Source organism: Acinetobacter sp. N1-1 (assembly GCF_056711485.1).
In genome coordinates, this window is record NZ_JBWXUO010000012.1 from 535,279 (window position 1) to 558,336 (window position 23,058).

The 23,058-nt window shown below is 38.1% G+C and carries 21 protein-coding genes and 1 tRNA gene; 11 read left to right on the forward strand and 11 right to left on the reverse strand.

What is annotated here, in order from left to right; genetic code table 11:
* Nucleotides 1-27: 27 nt before the first annotated feature.
* From AC1MPL_RS02695 to AC1MPL_RS02725, 7 genes are all read right to left on the reverse strand, one after another.
* Nucleotides 28-480, reverse strand: a complete 453-nt coding sequence (locus AC1MPL_RS02695; protein ID WP_479764033.1) for a hypothetical protein — start codon at nt 478-480, stop codon at nt 28-30.
* Nucleotides 481-559: 79 nt separating this feature from the next.
* Nucleotides 560-2,188, reverse strand: coding sequence for a malate dehydrogenase (quinone) (mqo, locus tag AC1MPL_RS02700; protein WP_479764035.1), 1,629 nt, complete (start codon nt 2,186-2,188; stop codon nt 560-562).
* A 259-nt stretch (nt 2,189-2,447) separates the two neighbouring features.
* A complete protein-coding gene (locus tag AC1MPL_RS02705; protein ID WP_479764037.1) occupies nt 2,448-4,178 on the reverse strand; it encodes a fructose-specific PTS transporter subunit EIIC in 1,731 nt (576 codons plus the stop codon).
* 9 nt (nt 4,179-4,187) lie between these two features.
* The gene (gene pfkB, locus AC1MPL_RS02710) at nt 4,188-5,120 is read right to left on the reverse strand and encodes a 1-phosphofructokinase (RefSeq protein WP_479764039.1); all 933 of its coding nucleotides are present in this window, start codon (nt 5,118-5,120) and stop codon (nt 4,188-4,190) included.
* Nucleotides 5,121-5,122: 2 nt separating this feature from the next.
* Nucleotides 5,123-7,966 (reverse strand): phosphoenolpyruvate--protein phosphotransferase, encoded by a 2,844-nt coding sequence (gene ptsP / locus AC1MPL_RS02715; protein ID WP_479764040.1) that lies wholly within the window; start codon nt 7,964-7,966, stop codon nt 5,123-5,125.
* A 722-nt stretch (nt 7,967-8,688) separates the two neighbouring features.
* Nucleotides 8,689-10,314 carry an inorganic phosphate transporter gene (locus AC1MPL_RS02720; protein WP_479764042.1) on the reverse strand — a complete coding sequence of 542 codons (1,626 nt, stop codon included), beginning with the start codon at nt 10,312-10,314 and terminating at the stop codon, nt 8,689-8,691.
* A gap of 224 nt (nt 10,315-10,538) precedes the next feature.
* A tRNA-Ser gene (locus tag AC1MPL_RS02725) sits at nt 10,539-10,628 on the reverse strand.
* Nucleotides 10,629-10,748: 120 nt separating this feature from the next.
* On the opposite strand from AC1MPL_RS02725, the gene AC1MPL_RS02730 reads away from it, so the two are divergent.
* The gene (locus AC1MPL_RS02730; protein WP_479764044.1) at nt 10,749-12,629 is read left to right on the forward strand and encodes a potassium transporter Kup; all 1,881 of its coding nucleotides are present in this window, start codon (nt 10,749-10,751) and stop codon (nt 12,627-12,629) included.
* A gap of 42 nt (nt 12,630-12,671) precedes the next feature.
* On the opposite strand, the gene AC1MPL_RS02735 is transcribed toward AC1MPL_RS02730, so the two are convergent.
* Complete coding sequence (locus AC1MPL_RS02735; protein WP_479764046.1) at nt 12,672-12,938, reverse strand: hypothetical protein; 267 nt, start codon at nt 12,936-12,938, stop codon at nt 12,672-12,674.
* A 252-nt stretch (nt 12,939-13,190) separates the two neighbouring features.
* Here AC1MPL_RS02735 and AC1MPL_RS02740 point away from each other — a divergent pair, with 252 nt between their 5' ends.
* Together AC1MPL_RS02740 and AC1MPL_RS02745 are read left to right on the forward strand one after the other, a co-directional pair.
* Complete coding sequence (locus tag AC1MPL_RS02740; protein ID WP_479764048.1) at nt 13,191-14,240, forward strand: DNA/RNA non-specific endonuclease; 1,050 nt, start codon at nt 13,191-13,193, stop codon at nt 14,238-14,240.
* Nucleotides 14,241-14,279: 39 nt separating this feature from the next.
* Nucleotides 14,280-14,522 carry a hypothetical protein gene (locus tag AC1MPL_RS02745; RefSeq protein ID WP_479764050.1) on the forward strand — a complete coding sequence of 81 codons (243 nt, stop codon included), beginning with the start codon at nt 14,280-14,282 and terminating at the stop codon, nt 14,520-14,522.
* A gap of 12 nt (nt 14,523-14,534) precedes the next feature.
* Here AC1MPL_RS02745 and znuB read toward each other — a convergent pair whose 3' ends face one another.
* From znuB to AC1MPL_RS02760, 3 genes are read right to left on the reverse strand one after another with little or no spacing between them, the layout of a single operon-like run.
* Complete coding sequence (znuB, locus tag AC1MPL_RS02750; RefSeq protein ID WP_479764052.1) at nt 14,535-15,338, reverse strand: zinc ABC transporter permease subunit ZnuB; 804 nt, start codon at nt 15,336-15,338, stop codon at nt 14,535-14,537.
* 3 nt (nt 15,339-15,341) lie between these two features.
* Nucleotides 15,342-16,130, reverse strand: a complete 789-nt coding sequence (gene znuC, locus AC1MPL_RS02755; protein ID WP_479764054.1) for a zinc ABC transporter ATP-binding protein ZnuC — start codon at nt 16,128-16,130, stop codon at nt 15,342-15,344.
* The gene (locus AC1MPL_RS02760) at nt 16,109-16,600 is read right to left on the reverse strand and encodes a transcriptional repressor (RefSeq protein WP_479764056.1); all 492 of its coding nucleotides are present in this window, start codon (nt 16,598-16,600) and stop codon (nt 16,109-16,111) included. Before AC1MPL_RS02760 ends, znuC begins: the two co-directional genes overlap by 22 nt.
* Before the next feature lie 134 nt (nt 16,601-16,734).
* On the opposite strand from AC1MPL_RS02760, the gene AC1MPL_RS02765 reads away from it, so the two are divergent.
* The 8 genes from AC1MPL_RS02765 to atpG all read left to right on the forward strand — a co-directional run bounded on the left by AC1MPL_RS02765 (nt 16,735) and on the right by atpG (nt 23,031).
* A complete protein-coding gene (locus AC1MPL_RS02765; RefSeq protein WP_479766138.1) occupies nt 16,735-17,574 on the forward strand; it encodes a metal ABC transporter solute-binding protein, Zn/Mn family in 840 nt (279 codons plus the stop codon).
* 171 nt (nt 17,575-17,745) lie between these two features.
* Nucleotides 17,746-18,147, forward strand: a complete 402-nt coding sequence (locus tag AC1MPL_RS02770; protein WP_479764057.1) for an ATP synthase subunit I — start codon at nt 17,746-17,748, stop codon at nt 18,145-18,147.
* 100 nt (nt 18,148-18,247) lie between these two features.
* Nucleotides 18,248-19,123 carry a F0F1 ATP synthase subunit A gene (gene atpB / locus AC1MPL_RS02775; RefSeq protein WP_479764059.1) on the forward strand — a complete coding sequence of 292 codons (876 nt, stop codon included), beginning with the start codon at nt 18,248-18,250 and terminating at the stop codon, nt 19,121-19,123.
* Between the two features lie 58 nt (nt 19,124-19,181).
* The gene (atpE, locus tag AC1MPL_RS02780; protein WP_479764061.1) at nt 19,182-19,430 is read left to right on the forward strand and encodes a F0F1 ATP synthase subunit C; all 249 of its coding nucleotides are present in this window, start codon (nt 19,182-19,184) and stop codon (nt 19,428-19,430) included.
* 37 nt (nt 19,431-19,467) lie between these two features.
* Complete coding sequence (locus AC1MPL_RS02785; protein WP_479764063.1) at nt 19,468-19,938, forward strand: F0F1 ATP synthase subunit B; 471 nt, start codon at nt 19,468-19,470, stop codon at nt 19,936-19,938.
* 12 nt (nt 19,939-19,950) lie between these two features.
* Nucleotides 19,951-20,487 carry a F0F1 ATP synthase subunit delta gene (locus AC1MPL_RS02790; RefSeq protein ID WP_479764064.1) on the forward strand — a complete coding sequence of 179 codons (537 nt, stop codon included), beginning with the start codon at nt 19,951-19,953 and terminating at the stop codon, nt 20,485-20,487.
* A 42-nt stretch (nt 20,488-20,529) separates the two neighbouring features.
* Nucleotides 20,530-22,074 (forward strand): F0F1 ATP synthase subunit alpha, encoded by a 1,545-nt coding sequence (gene atpA / locus AC1MPL_RS02795; protein ID WP_479764066.1) that lies wholly within the window; start codon nt 20,530-20,532, stop codon nt 22,072-22,074.
* An 87-nt stretch (nt 22,075-22,161) separates the two neighbouring features.
* Nucleotides 22,162-23,031, forward strand: coding sequence for a F0F1 ATP synthase subunit gamma (atpG, locus tag AC1MPL_RS02800; RefSeq protein WP_479764068.1), 870 nt, complete (start codon nt 22,162-22,164; stop codon nt 23,029-23,031).
* Nucleotides 23,032-23,058 lie beyond the last annotated feature (27 nt).

Here is a 23,058-nt window from a genome sequence, read left to right on the forward strand (position 1 = left end):
CCTATTCACTTTTAAGGTGAAATTGATTCATAACGCTCCATATTTTTGCCAATTTTCAGTGGTCTTGTACTGTGCATAATGTGATTTTAGATTCTGAAAATATGAAAACTGATAAATACCAATAATGATGAATAATCCTAAAAAAGCTAGAGTTCTAAGTCTTATTCTATAGCTACTATTCATAAAGAAGAAGCCAATTATATAGGCAATAATTAAACCAACGGGAAGGACTGCATCGTGTTTATAGACTAGTAAATAGAATGCTGATCCTAGAGAAAGGATACCCAATACTATTTTATAAAAAATATGTTGAAATTTTGAAGTAAGTAGAATAAGTAATACAATGAAATTAAAGAGAATAAATTTAATAGCACCACCAATAATTGCAATGTATGCTGCGTGTACAAGCATTAAAAAAAGTAAAATATAGCTAATTTTAGATAGCCATTGAAATAGTGCGGGTTGTGTAGAGTGTGTCATGCTGTTGTTAGTATTGTGGGGGCATATAATTATAAAAAGGGATGAAAAATATTTCATCCCTTTTATGGTAGAACAAAAATTATTTACTTTGTTCTGGTGTGTTTGTAGAGAATAGATCTGTAGGTGTTATATAGTTCAATCCAAGTGCTTGACTCGTATAGTGACGAGTTTGGTCAAGTAATTTTGGATCTTCAGGCAATTTATGTCCATAAGAACGAATAATCTCATGAAGTTTTGAATTCCATTCACCTTTGGTTTGTTCTGGAAATGCTTTTTCAAGTAAGCTCAACATAATATATGGAGAGGTTGAAGCACCCGGAGACGCACCTAGTAATGCAGTTACAGATTTATCTTGTGATGCAAAAATTTCTGTACCAAATTGAAGTTTTGCAGGCTTACCAGGTTCTTTTCTAATAATTTGAACACGCTGACCACCTTGGCTTAAATGCCAATCTTTAGGATCTGCATTTGGGTAGTATTTCTTCAACTCATTAAAGCGATCTTCATCAGACATAAGTACTTGACTAATAAGATATTGAACTAGATCAAGGTTTTCTAAACCAATATTTGTCATTGGCAGCACATTATGGCGGTTCGTTGATGCAAGTAAGTCAAATTGAGATCCATTTTTTAGGAACTTATTTGAATATGTTGCAAATGGACCAAATAGCACATATTTTTTCCCATCAATATAGCGTGTATCGATGTGTGGAACAGACATTGGAGGTGCACCAATATCTGCACGACCATACAGTTTTGCTGTATGTTCAGATGCTACTTTGGGGTTGTCTGTAATTAAGAATTCACCACCTACAGGGAAACCAGCATATTGTTTAGATTCGGGTAAACCTGTTTTTTGAAGTATTTTGATTGCAGCACCGCCTGCACCAATAAAGACAAATTTTGCTTTAATTCGACTAATTTGACCTGTTTTTAGGTTTTTAGATTCGATTGACCATGTTTTGTCTGCATTTTGACTAATATTCGTGACTTCAGTTGAAAGTGCTAACGTAAAGTTTGGTGATTTCTCTAAATGTGCAATAAGCTGTTTTGTAATAGAGCCATAGTTCACATCAGACCCAATTTCCATACGTGTTGCGGCAACTTTTTGCTTAGGATCACGTCCTTCCATCGCTAAAGGTGCCCATTTTTTAATAAGTTCAGGATCTTCTGTAAACTCCATACCTTTAAATAATGGGTTTTTTATCATTGCTGCATAACGTTTTTCTAGGAAATCGACGTTATCACCCCATACAAAAGCATGGTGTGGTACAGGGTTGATAAAAGTACTTGGCTGACCAAGAATCTGATTATTTACTTGATATGCCCAAAATTCTTTTGAAATCTCAAATTGATTCGCTACATTCACAGCTTTTGAAATGTCCATTTTACCGTCTTTTTCTTCGGTATAATTCATTTCCATGAAACCTGAATGTCCAGTTCCTGCATTATTAAAACCATTAGAGCTTTCTTGAGCAACTTGGTCTAAACGCTCAAACATGCTAATTTTCCAATTTGGCTGTAGCTCGTTTAGATATGTGCCTAAAGTTGCGCTCATAATGCCTCCGCCAATGAGAGCAACATCAACAGTTGATTCATTTGGATCGACGTCAATTTGTTTTGAGCTGACAGGACGGAATAAAAATAAAATAAATATAATACCTAATACTATTAATAGTATAAGTAGGTATTTCATGAATTTCTTCATGTAAGTTCCCTAAAATAAATGGCTGTCCGTGGGTGAGTGAATATACTCAAAAAGGTAGATTTTTGATATTAAGTGAGGTAAAAATCCATTTACCCATATAATGAGTTACAGCACTCAATTAATACTTTTGTAGTATATCAATGGCTATTTTTTAATAAAAGTTAAAATTTAAAATTAGCTTAAAAAAGTATATGATTTTATTTCTAATATGTAAAAAGCCGAGTATATTTACTCGGCTTTTGAATGAGTATAAATATAGCTAAACACTTTCAGTTGTTTTTATAATTTGTGTGTCAGAAGCCTTATTTCGTATAGTGGCATAGATAATACCTGTAATAACACTACCAGCTAGAATAGAAGCAAGGTATAAAAATGCATGATTAATTGCATTTGGAATTAAGAGTACAAAAATACCGCCATGTGGTGCCATGAGTTTGCAGTCAAAAAATGCAACTAATCCACCTGTAATTGCACCACCAATAATACAGCTTGGAATGACTTTTATAGCATCTCTTGCTGCAAATGAAATTGCACCTTCTGAAATAAAGCATAGACCAAGTACAAATGCTGCTTTACCCGCATCTCGTTCTGTCTGGTCAAACTTCGCTTTTGCAATAAAAGTTGCAATTGCCATACCAAGTGGTGGAACCATACCGCCTGCCATTGTTGCAGCCATTGGCATATATGTATTGGTTGTTAGTAATCCAACAGTAAATGCATAAGCGGCTTTATTGATTGGACCCCCTAAGTCTATACACATCATGCCTGCTAAAATCATGCCCATAAGCACGGCATTGCCTGTACCCATATTATTAAGGAAGTGTTTCATCGCATCAAAAATATAAGCAACCGGATGACCCACCACATAAACCATAATTAGGCTTGTAATTAAACTCGCAAATAAGGGAATAATAAGAATGGGTTTTAATGATTCTACACTTTGTGGAAGTTTAACCTTTTTCGCAAGGAAAAGAGCGATATAACCTGCAATATAACCTGAGGCAATACCACCTAAGAAACCTGCTCCAAGAGGGCCTGCTGCTAGAAAACCACCAATTAGACCTGGAGTTAAACCTGGACGATCTGCAATGGAATAGGCAATGTAGCCTGACAACATAGGTACCATAAGGGTTAAAGCTGTTTTACCAATCATTTCTAAATTGGCGGCTAGTGTACCTTCGGCAGGGTTTAAACCAAAGAAGAGTGAAATTGCAAGAATAAGACCACCTGCAACCACCATAGGCAACATATAAGAAATCCCTGTTAGAAGATGCTTGTATACGCCTACTTTTTCTTTTTTATCGCCAGCTTCTGTATCTTGGCTCTGCTGTTTACCAGATTCTAGTACTGTCGCTTCTTTAATTGCATTTGCAAAAGCTTTATCTGTTTGTTTTAGTGCAAAACCTGTACCACAGCGATAAACACGTTTCCCTACAAATCGTTCAGTATTGACTTCGATGTCTGTTGCTAAAATTATAATATCGGCTTCTGCAATACTTTCAGGAGAAAGGATATTTTTTGCACCTACAGAGCCTTGGGTTTCAATATTAATCTGATACCCATGTTTTGCTGCACCTTGCTGTAATGCCTCGGCAGCCATAAAAGTATGTGCAACTCCTGTTGGACATGCGGTAATAGCAACAAATTTGCTTACAGCACCTGAAGAAGCTGTACTTGTAGATGCAAGCTCTTCTGTTGTAGTTGATGTATCTAGTGCATTTTTTAGAATATCTTCTGCATTATTTTGTAATACATCTAAGCTTACAATAGAAACTTGTTTATCTTTTAATGCTTCAGTGAGGCTAGGGCGACGGCCAATAAAAATAATATGGTCAGCTGCTTGAGCATCCATGGTTTCCATAGACTGTGCAACTGAGTTTGTATATCCGAGTGATGAAGCAACACTGGCAAGCTTACGTGCCAAAATCAATGCATTGATAGGTTGTTCAGGACTATGTGGAACAAATAAAATATGTTTAGTGTTTTGCATATTATTTACCTAGCTCAATGAATCAATTGAGATTTGTTGCTTCAGCTTATCAATTGCTGATAGATCTTCAATAGCAAAACCAATTTGTGTAACGGCGTTACTACCTATAGCTGTTGCAGTTTTTAGTGTTTCTTCAGGTGACGTATGGTTTAAGAAGCCATGGATCATGCCTGCCACTAAAGAATCACCTGCGCCAACAGTACTTTTCACAATGACTTTAGGTGCTTTTGCATGTAGAGGGTGAGTTGGATGTAACCAGTTCACACCTTGTTCCCCCATAGACACAATAATATTCTCAATGGTTGAATTTAACTGAGAGAATAAAGCATGTTGTTCTGCAAAAGTATTGGCTGAAGCATGATATGCCTCTACAAGCTCATCTGTATTGGGTTTAATGAGCCAAGGGTTTGCTGATATAGCAGCACTGAGTGCTTTACCGCTTGTATCTACAGCAACTTTTTTACCTTTTGTCTTTAACCATTCGATGAGTTCGATTAACTCTTCAGGTGAAAACCCTTGAGGCAGACTGCCAGAAATAGCAATAATTTCTACTTGGTCAATTAACTGGCTAATTTTCTCACGAAGACTCTTTTTCGCAGCTTCATCGACAAAAAATCCTTTACCATTGATGTCAGTCATACGCCCAGACTGTTCAGCTACTTTGATATTGTGGCGTGTTTCACCTTCAATATATACAAAGTGATTTTCTAAGCCTTCTTTCTCAAAGTGTTGGTCAAATAGTTGGCGATTACTCTGTCCTAAGAAACCTGTCACAATAGGGGAGTGCCCTAAATCTTTGAGGACTTGCGCTACATTCAGTCCTTTGCCTGCTGCAAGGCTTTGCGCAGATTGCTGACGGTTTACTTCGCCAAGCTTTAAGGTATCGAGCTGAAGTGTAATATCTATTGCGGGGTTAAGTGTAATTGTTAAAACCTTTGCCATGCTTATTCCCCTAATGCTCTTACTGCGGTTGCGCTGTCACACTGCAATGCTTTTTGCGCAATTTTCTGGCACTCAGTAAAGTTTAAAGTACGGATTTGTGCTTTTACTAAAGGAATGCTTGTACTTGACATACTCAGTTCATCTACACCTAAGCCCATGAGTACAGGAACAGCTTTAGGATCTGCTGCAAGCTCACCACAAATGCCTACCCATTTTCCGTATTTATGTGCAGCACGTACAGTTTGGTCTATCAGTAATAAAACACTTGGATGTAAGCCATCTGCTTCGGCAGAAAGTAGTGGGTGACCACGGTCAATTGCCATAGTGTATTGGGTTAAATCATTTGTTCCAATACTGAAGAAATCAACCTCTTGAGCAAGGATCGGTGATAGTAATGCCGCAGATGGCACTTCGATCATGATACCTACTTCTAAGTTTTCGCGAGGATAGTCTTTGCTTACTTCATCTAAAATTGCTTTTGCTGCACGCCATTCTTCAACACGACCAATCATTGGGAACATGATGCGTAATGGACGATTATCGGCAGCTTTAAGTAGGGCAACCAATTGTTGACGTAATAGTTCAGGTTTACGAAGTGTAAGACGAATACCGCGAATTCCTAAGAATGGATTTTCTTCTTCTGCAATTGGTAAATACGGTAGTGGTTTGTCACCACCGACATCAAGTGTACGTACAACAAGAGGGCGACCTTGTAAGTCATCTAGAACAACACGATAGTCTGCTTCTTGTGTTTTTTCATCTGGTGCGCTGTTATGCGCCATAAATACAAGTTCTGTACGTAACAGACCAATTGCTTCTGCACCGTCTTTGACTGCTTTTCCAGCAGCATTTACTTTCCCAATATTTGCAGCAATTTCTACTTGATGCTGGTCGAGTGTAATCGCAGGCTCTAGGCAGTGTTTTTCAGCTTCAATACGAATTTGACGTTGACGCTCTCGCTCAGCCACTGCATGTTCAATAAGTGATTGAGCAGGGTCAACAATGAAATCACCATTATCACCATTGATAAGAACGATGGTATTACTTTCGATTTTAAGAACACTGTTGCCTGCACCAACCACAGCAGGAATACCCAGTGCTCTGGCAACAATTGCACTATGTGCACTAGCACCACCAACCGCTGTTAATATCCCTGCAACACGGTCTTTATCTAAACGTGCAACATCGCTTGGTCCAACATCATGCATAATGAGAATGTATGGCTCTTGAGGTTCTACAACCTCTGGGACACCACAAAGAACAGCTAGAACACGTTCTCCAATATCACGCAAATCTGCGGCACGTTCTGCGAGTAGATGATCTTTGAGTTGTTCTTGTGCTTTTGCTGCTGCTTCAATATGCTCATGCCAAGCTGCAGGTGCAGAAAGGTTCTGTTTAAGAAGTTTATGTACACCTTGAATGAGATCAGGGTCATCAAGCATTTCTAAGTGCGCAGTAAAAATTTGCTTAATTGCTTCAACTTTACTTTCAGCAATAAACTGACGAATATTTTCTTTCACTTGCGCAATGGCATGTTCAAGCTTTTCAGTTTCTGCTTTCACGTTTTTACTATTACGTTCGTAATGGAACTCACGTGGTTTAATCACGTGTGCAGGACCAAATGCAAGTCCTGAAGATGCAGGAATTCCCGAAGTTGATACCTCTTCTTCAAACGTCACAACTTCAACTTGATCTGCTTCTTTTACAGTTTCTTGCTCATCAATAGGTTCAACTTCTTCGCCTAAGCCATTTTTTACTGCTGCAATAATCGCGTCTAAACCTGCCACAGCATCAGTATCTGGTTCTGCAATGAAGGTAAGCACTTGTCCACGCTTACAACCAAGAGAAAGTAGCTTTGTTAAGCTTTTTGCTGAAACAAGTTGACCATCATCGGCGGAAACTTGGATATCACCTTTGAATGTTTTACTAATATTGACCAGTTGTGTTGCAGGGCGTGCATGTAATCCATGTGCATTCGCAAGGGTTACTTTGCGTGATGGCCAGTCAGGAATAATTTCAGCCCCAATAATTTGAGCAATCTGATGGCTATCATTTTCTTGTGTTAGTTTCTCAAGCTGACTTGGGTCGAAAAGAATATCCATTAAACGATTGAACTGAGGCATATCAAGCTGGTCATTACTTGCGATACAAAGCAATGTGCTAATGGTTTCGCCGTGATGTTCGATAGGATGCTCAGGTTTTATAATACTTACAGCAGGGCTAATTACATATTCACTTGCAGTAATTGACCACGTTCCCTCACCAAGATGAATCATCTGCTTAGGATCTAGTGCACAAATAAAACCAGGCTCTACTAATTTTTGTTGCTTGAGTAGCTGTGTTGCGTGCCATAGTAAGTCATCTGTGTCATTTGCAGGGACTTGTGTCGCAATCAGGTTTTCATGAAGTGCAAGAGAAGGGGGTTGAGCGTGTAATAATTCTATAATTTGTTCTGGTGAAGTGGCATTTTTTACACGATCTGAAACATCGTCAATCAGTGCTCTAGTTAGTATTTGTAATACTTGTAAGTGTTCATCTGATTTAGCAGCGATGACAACAGCGAGATAAATTTTATTTTCGCCATCCCATACCACACCTTGTGGAAAATGGGCGAGTCGCACACCTGTTTCTAAAATATATTGTCTTGATTGAGGTGTACCATGGGGAATAGCAATACCTTGACCAAGATAGGTCGCACTTTGTTGCTCCCGTGCTTTTAAGCCTTCTAAATATTCAGGAGTAACTAGTTTATCTTCAACTAAAATGTTGACTAGACACTCTAACGCCTGAGCTTTATCAACAGCATGTTGATCCATTCTAACATGTTGTACATCTAGCGCTAACATAAAAAATCCTTGAAAAACATCATAAATCGAGTTGAGGCGCTGCCTTTCCGGGAAAAATTAAAAGGCAAATTCTACTATGCTTCGCCCTGAAAATCAGTTCTTTTTGATTATTGGACATAATTGTAGATTAAACCCCATAAAGTTTACTTGAATTAACTTTAAATAGGGTGACAATTTTGGTTGTATTTTAAAAATACATTTAAATCAGTTTTATACAAAATAAGGTCCTCTTTCATTCTTAAAATATCCATATATATTATCCTATTTATTTTCGTAGAGTAGAAATCCTTTCCTAAACACTTGCATGCCAGCTATTAAAAGCGAAGAAAATCATACATACCATATATCAATATATGGCTGATACAAATTCGACCAATAGCTATGTTTTTGAGATGGTTTAAAAATCCTGAAGTAAATATATATCTACTATTTAAACGATTATTATGTTAGTTAATCATCAATTTATTTTAAAAAAATTAGTATAATTAGTAAGATGAAAAACTACTAAAATGATTTATGGATAAGAGTTTAAAGTCGTTATTAAAAATATGTTGGCGATCGTCTAATTTATTTCTATTCTTTACAAGATGAATCTTATTACAATTATTGTTATATAGAGAGTAAAGTAGTAATTTTTCGTATTAGGATTAGAACTCTAAGTGCTATGGTGTAACGAAACTTATAGCTCTAATCCATTAATTTTGAAATAATAATCAGGTTATTTAAATAAACTTAGAAAACAACCAATAAAGTGTCGCAGATAGAACCATAGCACAAGGTAAAGTCAGAACCCATGCAAGAATAATACTTTTAATGGTACTCCATTGTAGCCCCGACTTATTGGCGGTCATTGTTCCTGCAACTGCACTATTAAGTACATGTGTGGTACTAACAGGAAGTCCAAATTTATCTGCAGCAATGATTGTTCCCATAGCAACAAATTCTGCTGACATTCCTTGACTGTAGGTAAGGTGAGTTTTACCAATGCGCTCTCCTACAGTAACTACAATACGTTTCCAACCAACCATTGTTCCGAGTCCTAATGCAAGTGCCACAGCAACTTTTACCCAAGTTGGAATATATTGAGTAGCTTGATCTAAGTCTTTACGATACTGTGTAATTGTGGCGGTATCGGCAGAATTTAATTGTGTAAGTTGATTGTTTTTTTGCATTGTTTTTAATGTGGTACTGCTTAAATACATATCGTTACGTAAGTTTATAGTTGTATTTTCAGGTATATCTCCCATGGTTTTATAATCTGCAACAAGCTTACCCAAATGATTCGATAATGCTGCAACAGCAACGATTGTTTCAGGTGTAATATTTTTGGTCTGAATATACTGGGTGAGAGTATTACGCGCTGTAGTCGCATCCATTTGGTCTGGGTTAGATACTAGAATGTGAGCAGACTTTTCTGAGAGTGCTGCAAAAGCCTGTACTTCATTGCTATCCATTGTTTTATTAAGTGAGTAAGCAAGAGGAACAATACCAATAAGAATAAGCATAATTAAGCCCATGCCTTTTTGTCCATCGTTTGAGCCGTGGGCAAAACTGACGCCAGTACATGTGCAAATGAGCAATAGACGTGTAACAAATGAAGGTGGTTTATCACCTTTTGGTGCATCAAAAAGCTCTGTTTTTTTATTTTTTAACGTTAGCTTTAATAATAGAAAAGCAATGGCCGCTAAACCAAAACCGACAAGTGGAGAAACTAAGAGTGCTTTAATCACCTTAATCACTTGTTCTACATCAATTCCACTGAGCCCACTACTAAATCCTGAGTGTAATATTTGATTCATGAGTCCAACACCTAATATTGAACCAATCATAGTATGAGAGCTTGAAGCCGGTAAGCCTAAAAGCCATGTACTCAAGTTCCAAATAATTGCAGCAATAAGAAGTGCAAAAACCATTGCGAAACCAGCACTACTATTTACATGTAAAATAAGCTCGACAGGTAGCAAAGCAATAATGCCATAAGCAACTGCACCACTTGCACTTAGAACACCTAAAAAGTTAAAGAAACCTGACCACATGACAGCAATAGGTGCAGGCATAGCATTGGTATAGATGACGGTTGCTACAGCATTTGCTGTGTCATGAAAACCATTCACAAATTCAAAGCCCAATGCGATAAGCAGCGCAAGACCAAGCATAAAAAATGAGAATGTACTTAATGGTGGAACTGTAGATAAGTCGGTAACTAATTGCAGTCCAATATAAGCACAAGAAACAATAACAACAATTAGAAACGAGTATTTAAACCATGGTGGGGAGGCTTGATTAACATTACTATTTTTAGGTAAGGAAGCATTTTTACGATTTGGAATAGAAGCGGTATTTTGCATTATGGCATACCAATAATTATTAGATTAAATTAGTTTGAAATTTGATCATGATATTATGATGGCAGTATGATTTTTATATTTAATAAGAGTTTTATAGGTGATGGAATTTAACAATATTTAAAATCGTAAAGTAACGAATATAGAGATGTTTGTATTTAAGTAAAAATAAAGTTATCAGATATAGACTTTAGAAATATTTTGTTATTTAGTAGTTATTACAAAGATGGCGGTGAGAGAGGGATTCGAACCCTCGATACGCGCAAACGTATACACACTTTCCAGGCGTGCTCCTTCAGCCACTCGGACACCTCACCAATTGGCGAGGATGATAGCGAAAAAAATACAGCCTGCCAAGCTGAAATATAAGATTTAAAGCAAAAGGCTTAACTTAGTGCTAATATTCGCCATATATGCGAAGAACATGTAGTTTTTTTATGCAAAATTCAACGGTAAAACCATCTATACAAGCACTTACATTGGCTGCCTTGGGCGTCGTGTTTGGTGATATTGGAACCAGTCCATTATATGCAATTCGAGAGTGCTTTATAGCTGCTCATATATCTATAAGTCAATCTACTGTGATGGGTGTTTTGTCATTGGTATTTTGGTCAATGATGCTAACAATTAGTGTTAAGTATGTGACCTTTATTATGAGAGCAGATAATAATGGAGAGGGTGGCATTATGTCATTACTCGCTTTGAATCTACGCTCTAAACGAATAGACAAAAATAAGAAAATGTTCTTAATTGCTTTAGGGTTTATTGGTGCTTCTCTATTTTTTGGTGATGGTATTATTACTCCTGCTGTTTCAGTACTTTCTGCAGTTGAGGGGTTAAGTATTGTTACACCAAGTTTTAACCAATGGCTTATGCCAATTGCTCTTGGTATCTTAACGGCGTTATTTATGATTCAGCGTCATGGTACAGGCACAATGGGAAAGCTCTTTGGCCCAATTACTTTAATATGGTTTATCTCAATTGGAGTATTAGGTGTTTGGAGTATTATTCAAACACCGTATGTGCTGACTTTAGTGAATCCATATTGGGCAATTCACTTTGTTGCAAATGAGCCTAAAGTTGCTTTCTTAACCATGGGCGCAGTTGTGCTTACCCTCACAGGTGGTGAGGCACTTTATGCCGATATGGGGCATTTTGGTCGCCAACCTATTCGTTTGGCATGGTTCATTATTGTTTGCCCATGTTTGCTGTTGAATTATGCAGGTCAAGGTGCATTACTTTTAAGAGATGGCAGTGCTATATCTAACCCATTTTATTTGTTAGTGCCTCAGTGGGGCTTATTCCCAATGATTATACTTGCAACTGCGGCAGCAGTTATTGCTTCTCAAGCAGTAATTACAGGCGTATTTTCAATGGCGAATCAAGCAATACAGCTACGCTACTTACCACGTTTGACGGTGCACCATACATCTGATGTGGAGCAAGGGCAAATTTATCTGCCATTCATTAACTGGATTTTATACGTTTCAGTATTAATTCTAATTTTACTCTTTCATAACAGTGCTAACTTAGCGGCAGCATATGGTATTGCCGTAACAATGACTATGCTGTGTAGTACGATCTTAGTTACTGCATATGCTCATAGTGGATGGCAATGGCCTTGGTGGAAAATTGCAGGCTTTACGATCCCATTTTTGTTTATAGACATTATTTTTGTTTCTTCAACCTCAGTGAAAATTTTGGCTGGTGGCTGGGTTCCAATTGTCATTGGATTCGTTGTATTCACAATATTAATGACATGGAAAAATGGTCGAGAGATTGTAATTCAAAGACTAGAAAAAGATGCGCTTCCATTAGAGCTATTTATTAAAAGTGTTAGTGTGAGCAATGATACAAAATATGTGCCGGGTGAAGCTGTATTTTTAACAGGAACGCCAAATATTGTTCCGCATGCAATGCTGCATAATATTAAACACAATAAAGTGCTTCATGAGCGCAATATTATGGTGACGGTGATTACGCAGGATGTTCCATACGTTCAAGATAAAGACCGTTTACATGTGGAGAAAATGAATGATCATTTCTACCGTATTTTTATGTACTACGGTTTTAAAGATCAGCCAGATATTCCCCTTGCTTTAGGTCAAGCATATAAAGAACTTGGTTTTGAGTTTGACATGATGCATATGAGTTTCTTTATCTCAAGAGATCGATTAATTCATACGGTTGGAGATGGCATGGCACCTTGGAGAGAAAAGCTCTTTATTTCGATGTATCGCAATACTAGTCCTGTGAGTGACTTTTATCTTATTCCGACAAATCGGGTTGTCGAAATGGGAAGCCAAATCGAAATCTAAAATATAAAAAACCGAGCAACTGCTCGGTTTTTTATTTAGTGACTACATGCCATTTTGAGCAGGCGGTGGAGTCTGTTCATTATTTTCATTTGGTGCTTGCTGTACATTGTTATCAGGTGAAACCAATGTATATTGACCACTTTGAAGAAGGTTCTTGAGAGAACCCGGTTGCCCATTTACAGTTGTAGAAACTTGTGTTTGAGAGAGACTTTCTAGTGTTTGGCCCAGCTCAACAGCAGGTTCTGCAAATGCAGTCGCTGTTGTAAAAATTCCCATCACTAACCCAATTGTCGTTATGATATTGCGCATCATAAAATTCCAATTCAAAAAAGTTGTATAAACTATAACAAAATTACATTCGCATATATTTTATTTAGAATCAATCTAGTATTGGTAATATTGATAAGTTTTCCATAGTAGTATTGTATAAAAAATATCAAATAGAGTTCATATTTTGATGCTTTTTAAATTTGTTCAATGTATAGGCAATTGAATGGTCTTGAATATACTTTCTATAGTGAGCTTGCTAATCTCATTACAGGGTATTTTTTTGAATAAAATATGAAAGATTTAATCAGTTATAAGAAAGCCTCTTTAGCATTTTCTAGTTTAAGCTGTGGTGTAATATTAGGTATAGCAACACTTTCGCCGTATCAGACTGCACATGCGGCAACAAGCTTTTGGAGCAACTCTTCTTGTCTTAATGAGTTTTATAAAGATACACCACCTTATTTAGTTAGAGATAGTCTGAAAAAGAATACGACAGCTTTATGCTTTCATGGTTTTAATGTGATGTATTCTGGAACATCAAAGACACCTTTATGGAGTGCAGAACATTTAACTGTTGAGCGTTTAAGTCATAAGATTAAACGTCAGGATAGCTTTCATGAAGAAGATAGAGTTAGTTCTGAGTTTCGTGCAACGTTAAGAGATTATAAAGGTTCAGGTTTTGACCGAGGGCATATGTCACCAAATGGTGATATGCCTGATATGCTGTCACAAGCTGATAGTTTTTCTTTAGCAAATATGGTTCCGCAAGCACCAAAAAATAATCAGGATATTTGGCGCAAATTAGAAGAAGCGACACGCTCGACAGTAACGAAGCAAAAACATGATGCTTATGTCATTACTGGCCCTATCTTCTCAGGTCGAAAACTTTCAACGATAGGAAATGGTGTATTTGTTCCTTCTGCAGTATTTAAAGCAGTTTATTACCCTCAGACTGGTGTAATTGGTGCATATTATGCGCCAAATAATAACTCTCTAGATGTTCATGTGGTAAGTGTCTGTGAAATTGAAGACTTAACAGGAATTAATTTATTTCCAACTTTAAATGAAAGTACAAAAAGAAAGGTATATAACTTACCTTTAATGGGAGGAGAGGTTAAGCCAGCACAGAAAGCAAGTTATTTAAGTTGGGATGCGAAGAGTGAATGTGCAGATCACGTTTCTGAAGCAGATATACAAGCGACACAAAAATTATTTCATGCCGAAGGTCGAACAGGAAATAGTGGGAGTGTTGTAGGCAATATTAAGGATCGTATTTTACAGTTTATAAAACAATTGCTACCGACAATATTAGAGTTTATTTTAAAAATGTTGAAAACTTAATAGGCTATGATCAGTCATACAATAATAGAGGATAATAAAATGTTTAAACCGTTTGAAGGTGATGAGTCATCATCAATTTATGATCTAACCTTAGAAAATGGTGCAGATCGTGTGAATATTTATGGAAATTTACAGCTTACAAAAGATCAAGAAGGTCTTAAAGCTGCAAAAATATTACAAAGTTTATTGAATGATCTGGTTGCAACACTTGAGAAAGAAAAAGACTTACCAGAAAAAATAAAAATTGAAGATGCTAAAGAAATCGAAAACCCCTTTCTATAAGGGGTTTTTCTTTTAAGCAAAGAGATGTTTCAGTTTTTGAAAACCAAATACGAAGCAAAATAGCAAAGACATGGTTAGTACAATGCTTAATCCTGTTGCGATATTGAGTAATGCACTCGACCATAAGCCAATCGCAAGAGCAACTTGCCCTAAAATAAATGCAAGAATGACCATTTGTTTGGGAGAGTGAGCAATTAAACGGGCGGTAAGTGGTGGAATGACAAGTAATGCACCCATAAGTAGTGAACCAACAGCGCGTAGAGCAAGTACAGTAAATATCGCGAGAAGTACCATAAAGACAAGGCGTTGTTTGTTTGCACTAATGCCTTCACTCATTGCAATGTCAGGATCAATGGCAATTTGAATTTGCGCTGTCCAGAAAAGGCGTAAGATAGTAATGGCAATTAAAATAATCAGGCCAAATAGCGGAAGTTCAGACCAGCTGATTGTAAGTAAATCGCCAAACAAATAACTTAACAGTTCTGGTCGCAGAGCAGGCAGTTGCTGAATGAGCAATAGTCCGCTACACAGTAGTGTTGCTGAACATAAAGCAAGCAATGCATCATTGGGTAAACGCTTATCGTGTAAGACCCAAAGTAAGGCAACAAGTAAAAATGCAAGTAAAGAGACACCAATCCACAGTGGAAGCTGAAAAATACCTGCGACAGCTACGCCGAGTAGTGTGCCATGCGCCATTGTATCTGCAAAAAACGACATACGTCGCCAGAGCATAAGACATCCAAGTGGTGCGGTTAAGAATATAAGTAAGAAGCCCATTACCCATGCGGGGAGTAAAAGCTGTAACCATTCCATCATGCGTTAGACTTCCGGCTCTGGGTGAATATGGGGATGTTGCTCATGTTCACATGTTGTCGTTGGTATATCACCATGGGCACAATGATCGTGATGATGATGGTAAAGCGCACGCTGAGTACCGAAAATAGCCTGATATTCAGGATGTTGCTGTACATTTTCAGGTAACCCACTACAACAAATATGCTTATTTAGACAAACAACGCGGTTTGTGCCTTGCATCACCCATTGTAAATCATGAGAAACCATAAGTACGGCACATTGATATCGCTCAGGTACATTGCGCACATACTCGTAGAGTTCAGCTTCAGACTGAATGTCTAAGCCTTGCATTGGTTCATCTAGAACAAGTACGTCAGGTTTTCTAAGTAATGCACGTGCAAGTAAAACACGCTGACGTTCTCCACCAGAGAGTTGCTGTACTTTTGAATCTTGGAGTTTTAGAATTCCAGTTTCTTCAATAATCTGTTCTTTAGTTTTAGTATCACAAGGTTCTAAGGCAAGCAAATCTTTAACGCGTAAAGGTAAACTGTGAGAAGGGTTAAACTTCTGTGGAACATAAGAAAACTTTAATTTCGTTGTCTGAGAAATTTTTCCACTATTGGGTTTAAGTATGCCTAATAATACTTTAATAAGTGTCGATTTTCCTGCGCCGTTAGGTCCAATTAATGTCACAATTTCATTTTTATGTAGATCAAAATCGATCTGTTTTAAAATATCACGATCATCAATTTTGACATTAATCTGCTTTAATGACAGGAGTAGGGGAGTGGTTACTGACTGCACTGCTGACACTTCCCAGATATTTCGATCGTTGTATGGTGGATATTGAAATCATCTGATGTAGCAAGTGTTGCAAGTTGCTTTAAAACATTGTCCGCAGATGCTTCCTTTACAGACTTACAACTTGAGCAAATTAAAAAAGCAGCTTGATGCCCCTCTCTTGGATGGCAGCAAGGAATAAATGCATTAATTGAACTTAAGCGATGAATTAAGCCCATATCGAGTAAAAAATCTAGACTACGGTATACTGTAGGTGGTGCAGCGGGTTTATCGGATGTATTTTTGATTTGTGCAAGTATATCGTAAGCACCAATAGGTCCAGTTGCTTTTAAAATTAGATTAAGGACTTCTTTACGTAAAGGTGTAAGACGTGCATTTTGTGCAATACATAGGTTTTCTGCATCTTCTAAGCGTGTAGTTAAGTCTCCATGATCATGAACGCCATGAACTGAGTTATCATGAGAATGTGTACATGAAGCCATAAATATACCACCTAAAATAAAAATTTAGCTGCAGAATGCAATCAGGTATTTTAGCATGTTTCTTCTTAGTGTTATAGTATAACGGTTGTTGTTATATTATAACACTTTTATTAATTGCAGAGATAACTCAAATGATGAAACGTTTAATAACGATTACAGCACTCTGTTTGTGTAGCAGTATGTTATGGGCAAAAGGACTTGTCGTATCTATACATCCATTGTATTTAATTGCTGAAGAAGTTACTAAAGGAATCGAGCAGCCTGAACTACTTTTAGGTAATCAGTCAGGGCATGACGTTCAACTTACACCAGAGAATCGTAAAGCGATTCAAGATGCTGAGCTTGTTATTTGGTTGGGTAAAGCACATGAGGCACCTTTAGATAAACTACTATCTAATAATCCGAATGCTGTATCGTTATTAAACTCAGGTGTACTTCAGGTATTGCCTTTACGTGATTTAAAAGGGAAACCTATACCGAATGCGGTAGATACACATGTATGGCTAGAACCCAATAATGCTGTACGCATTGCATTTTTCATTGCGGCGCTAAGATCTAAACAACATCCTGAGCATAAAGATCAATATTGGGCAAATGCACGCGATTTCTCTAAACGTCTTTATGCAGAAACAAATAAGTTTGGTCGCTATAAAGCTCCTATGCAGTATTGGACATATCATGATGCATACCATTATTTAGAGCGCTCATTGAACTTAGAGATAGCTGGTGTACTTACACCTGATCCTCATGTACCGCCAACTGTTTCTCAAATTAAATATTTAAATGATCATCGTCCGTATCATCGTATGTGTTTACTTGCCGAAGGCGAGGCGAGTAGCAATCAATACCAAAAGTTACAACCAGTGCAATTTGAACCTGTGGAAGAAAGTTTAGCGGGTGAAACACAGTTTATTGCTGCTTGGCGTGATCTTGCGACTAAAGTACAAGATTGTGTACAAAGTGCACACAACTAATTTAGAGCTTATTTAACTTAATGGTAAATTAAAAAACTCTTGTTTTTACTAAAAAGGTGTTCTGAAGGCTCGGAAACGATTGCATGTTTAGGGGGGCGCATCTATAATGCTTTCGATTAAAAATAATCGTGAGTTAAACGTGTCAAGCATTAATCTGATAAATGAGTACTCGTGGCTACTGTAAATCGTCTGATAGATCGTCGGTTGGCAAAAGCTCTGATTGCTCTACAGGCAATAATGGTGCCACTTTTAGCTCTAATTGCGTGGGTTGTGAAAGATATAACAGTAGCAAAAAGCATGGCACTAGGTGCATTTGTTTGTTTGCTAATGACTTGTTATTTTTCTTGGCAGTCTTTTCGTGTCGCAGGTGCGCGTGCTTCTCGACAAGTTTTATCTAACATGTATAAAGGCATGATGGGTAAGTTCGCAATTATGATTATTGGCTTTTTTTTGATATTAAACAATGTTAAACCGCTGTCACCGGTCGCATTGTTCTGTGGTTTTATACTTGTTCAATCGATGTCGTGGGTTGCGCCAATTTTGGTTTCCAGACAACAAAAAAAACGAGTGTAGAATAAATCAAAAATTGAATATTATTATAGAGAGATGAGATACCAAGCAGCACGCGGTATTCATTTCTCTTTTTATGATTGACATTGACCAGGTGTGATTTATGGCTGCTGAAGAACATGCCCTTACTTCGACCGAGTATATCAAGCATCACTTGACCAATTTGACCTATGGCAAAATGCCAGACGGTACATGGAAATTGGCTGAGAATGCAAATGAAGCTCATCAAATGGGGTTTTCTGCTATTCACTTGGACTCAATGGGTTGGTCAATTGCTCTTGGTATCATTTTTTGCTTGATTTTTGGATCAGTTGCTAGAGTTGCTAATTCTGGTGTACCTACAAAGTTTCAAGCTGCTATAGAAATGGTTATCGAGTTTGTTGACTCAAGTGTTCGCGACACCTTTCATGGTAAGTCACGTTTAATTGCGCCACTTTCATTGACGATTTTCGTGTGGATTTTCCTCATGAATACAATGGATTTGATTCCTGTTGACTGGATTCCACATCTAGCACAAATCATCGGTTCAAACGTATTTGGCATGGATCCACATCATGTGTACTTTAAGGTTGTTCCATCTACAGATCCTAACATTACTTTAGGTATGTCGTTATCTGTATTTGTTTTAATCCTATTTTACAGTATTCGTGAAAAAGGTGTGGGTGGTTTTGTAGGTGAGCTTGCACTGAACCCATTTAACCCAAGTAATCCTATTGCTAAAGCGTTATTAATTCCTGTGAATTTAATTCTAGAATTAGTAACTTTCCTAGCACGACCAGTTTCATTGGCACTTCGACTCTTTGGTAACATGTATGCAGGTGAACTTATTTTCATCTTAATCGCGTTACTACCGTTTTGGATTCAATGGGCGTTGTCTGTGCCTTGGGCGATCTTCCACATTCTTGTAATTACTTTGCAAGCATTTATTTTTATGATGCTTACAATCGTTTACTTGAGCATGGCAAGCGAAAAACATTAATGGTATTGCCTAACAAACAAGGGTTAGGCGTAATTTATAAACCTCTGAGGAATTTTTCATGGAACTCACTTTAGGTCTAGTTGCGATTGCATCTGCTATTTTAATCGCTTTCGGTGCTTTAGGTACTGCGATTGGTTTTGGTCTTTTAGGTGGTCGCTTTTTAGAAGCAGTTGCTCGTCAACCTGAGCTTGCACCACAACTTCAAACTCGTATGTTCTTAATTGCAGGTCTTCTTGATGCTGTACCTATGATCGGCGTTGGTATTGGTTTATTCTTCATCTTCGCAAATCCATTTGTTGCAGGTTAATCCGTTTAATTCCGAAACAACTATTTGAGGAATTGCAATGAATATCAACCTCACATTGATTGGTCAAGCGATTGCATTTGCGATGTTTGTCGCATTTTGCATGAAATTTGTTTGGCCACCACTAATCAATGCGATTAGTGAGCGTCAGCGTCGTATCGCTGATGGCTTAAATGCTGCTGAAAAAGCGAAAGAAGATCTTGCAGATGCTCAAGCGCAAGTAAAAAATGAGCTAGATGCAGCAAAAGCACAAGCAGCTCAATTGATTGAACAGGCAAATCGTCGTTCAGCACAATTGATTGAAGAGGCTCGTGCTCAAGCAGCGGCAGAAGGTGAGCGCATTCGTCAACAAGCTCAAGAGTCTGTTGATCAAGAAATCAACTCTGCTCGTGAAGAATTACGTCAACAAGTTGCTGCGTTAGCAGTAGATGGTGCAGAGAAAATTCTTAGCCAACAAGTTGATGCAAATGCCCACAATGCCATGCTGACTCAGCTGGCTGCGAAACTATAAGAGAGGCGAAATATGGCTGAACTCTTGACGTTGGCACGCCCGTACGCTAAAGCAGCATTTGCTTATGCTTCTGAGCAAAGTGCAACTGACATTTGGTCTAATGCATTACAACTGCTCAGTGCTGCGGTGCAAGATGAAGCATTTTCCGCTTATTTAAATCGCCCTGAACTTTCTCCACAAGAGAAGGTGAAGCTTTTTACGCAAGTATTAGGTGAGCAACAGTCAGAAGCACTATCGAACTTTATCGTACTTCTGGCTGAAAATGACCGTTTGTCATTATTGCCTGAAGTTGCAGATGAGTATGAAGCGCTAAAATCACAAAATAACAATATAGTGGATGTGGTCATTGAATCGGCATTTCCATTAACAGCTGTACAAGAACAATTGCTTACTCATGCGCTTGTAAAGCGTTTTAATGCACAAGTTCAAGTAACAGTTGAAGTTAATCCTGCATTAATTGCAGGGGTTGTGATTCATGCAGGCGATCAAGTGATAGATGATTCTGCGCTTAGCAAGCTTGAAAAAATGCGGACTCGTCTTCTTGCTTAACAGCAATAAGACTGAACTAATAAAAGATTGAGGAATAGCGCAATGCAACAACTGAATCCATCCGAGATCAGTGCGCTCATTAAACAGCGTATCAGCGATCTGGACACCAGCGTAACCGCTAAAAACGAAGGCACCATTGTTATGGTGTCCGACGGTATCGTGCGTATTCACGGTCTTGCTGATGCAATGTACGGTGAAATGATCGAATTTGACGGCGGCTTATTTGGTATGGCACTGAACCTAGAACAGGATTCAGTGGGTGCCGTTGTCTTAGGTAACTACTTAGGTCTTCAAGAAGGACAAAAAGCACGTTGCACAGGCCGTGTATTAGAAGTTCCAGTTGGTCCTGAACTTCTAGGTCGTGTTGTAGATGCTTTGGGTAACCCAATTGATGGTAAAGGCCCTCTTAACGCAAAATTAACTGATGCTGTTGAAAAAGTAGCACCGGGCGTTATTTGGCGTCAAAGCGTAGATCAACCTGTTCAAACTGGTTATAAATCAGTTGATACCATGATTCCTGTTGGTCGTGGTCAACGTGAATTAATTATTGGTGACCGCCAAACTGGTAAAACAGCAATGGCGATCGATGCGATCATCGCTCAGAAAAATTCTGGTATTAAATGTGTCTACGTTGCTGTTGGTCAAAAACAATCAACAATTGCAAACGTTGTACGTAAACTAGAAGAAACTGGTGCAATGGAATATACCACTGTTGTTGCAGCAGCAGCAGCAGATCCAGCAGCAATGCAGTACCTAGCACCTTATGCTGGTTGTACAATGGGTGAATACTTCCGTGATCGTGGTGAAGACGCATTAATTATTTATGATGATTTGTCTAAGCAAGCTGTTGCTTACCGTCAAATTTCATTATTACTTCGTCGTCCACCAGGTCGTGAAGCATATCCAGGTGATGTGTTCTATCTTCACTCGCGTCTTCTTGAACGTGCTTCTCGTGTATCTGCAGATTATGTTGAGCAATTCACTAAAGGTGAAGTTAAAGGCCAAACTGGTTCATTAACTGCACTACCAATTATTGAGACTCAAGCAGGTGATGTATCTGCATTTGTACCAACAAACGTAATTTCGATTACTGATGGTCAGATCTTCTTAGAAACATCATTGTTTAACTCAGGTATTCGTCCTGCTGTGAACGCTGGTATTTCAGTATCTCGTGTTGGTGGTTCTGCGCAAACGAAAATCATTAAGAAACTTTCTGGTGGTATTCGTACAGCACTTGCTCAATATCGTGAGCTTGCAGCATTTGCTCAGTTTGCTTCAGATCTTGATGAAGCAACACGTAAACAGCTTGAGCATGGTCAACGCGTAACTGAATTAATGAAGCAAAAACAATATGCTCCATATTCAATTGCGGACCAAGCAATCTCTATCTATGCTTCAAACGAAGGTTATATGACTGACGTAGAAGTAAGCAAGATTGTAGACTTTGATATCGCATTAATTGCATACTTCCGTTCAGAACATGCTGATTTAATGAAGCAAATTGATGAAACTGGTAAATATGACAAAGACATCGAAGCTGCAATTAAAGCAGGTGTAGAGAACTTCAAAGCGACTCAAACTTATTAATTTTTAGCATGAGCTTAAATTTAAGTTTGGTTCACGGATCACCCTTCGAAGGCTCTTCATTGAGCTTTCGACGACTAGGTTAAGCGTATGGCAAATTTAAAAGAAATTCGCGCCAAAGTAGCCAGCATTAAAAACACGCAAAAAATTACGCGTGCAATGCAAATGGTGGCTGCTTCTAAAATGCGTCGTGCGCAAGAGCGTATGGCTGTAGGCCGTCCGTATGCCGAAAATATGCACCGTGTTATTGCTCACTTGGTACAAGCAAATCCTGAATATAAACACCGTTATATGGTAGATCGTCCTGTAAAACGCGTTGGATACATCGTCGTTTCTTCAGATCGTGGTCTAGCAGGTGGCTTGAACATTAACTTGTTCAAAAAAGTTGTTCAGCATGTGCAAAAACAGCAAGAGCAATCAATTGAAGTTCAATTTGCTTTAATTGGTCAAAAAGCGGTTTCGTTTTTTAAAAACTACGGCGGTAAAGTGGTTGGGGCAACGACACAACTTGGCGATGCACCAGAACTTGAACAACTTTCTGGCTCAGTACAAATCATGCTAGATGCTTTTGATAAAGGCGAATTAGATCGTGTTTATCTTGTATCTAACGGTTTTGTAAATGCAATGACGCAGAAGCCAAAAGTTGAACAACTTGTTCCTTTGGCTCCAGCGAAAGAAGGTGAAGATCTTAACCGTCAATATGGTTGGGACTACCTGTATGAACCAGATGCAGAACAATTGCTAAATGGTTTACTGGTTCGCTATATTGAGTCTAAAGTTTATCAAGGCGTAATTGAAAACATTGCGTGTGAGCAGTCTGCGCGTATGGTTGCAATGAAAGCAGCAACAGACAATGCAGGTCAGATTATTAAAGATCTACAGCTCATTTACAACAAGCTGCGTCAAGCCGCGATTACTCAGGAAATTTCTGAGATCGTTGGTGGTGCCGCTGCCGTTTAACACTATTAAATTTGAATTGAGGAGACA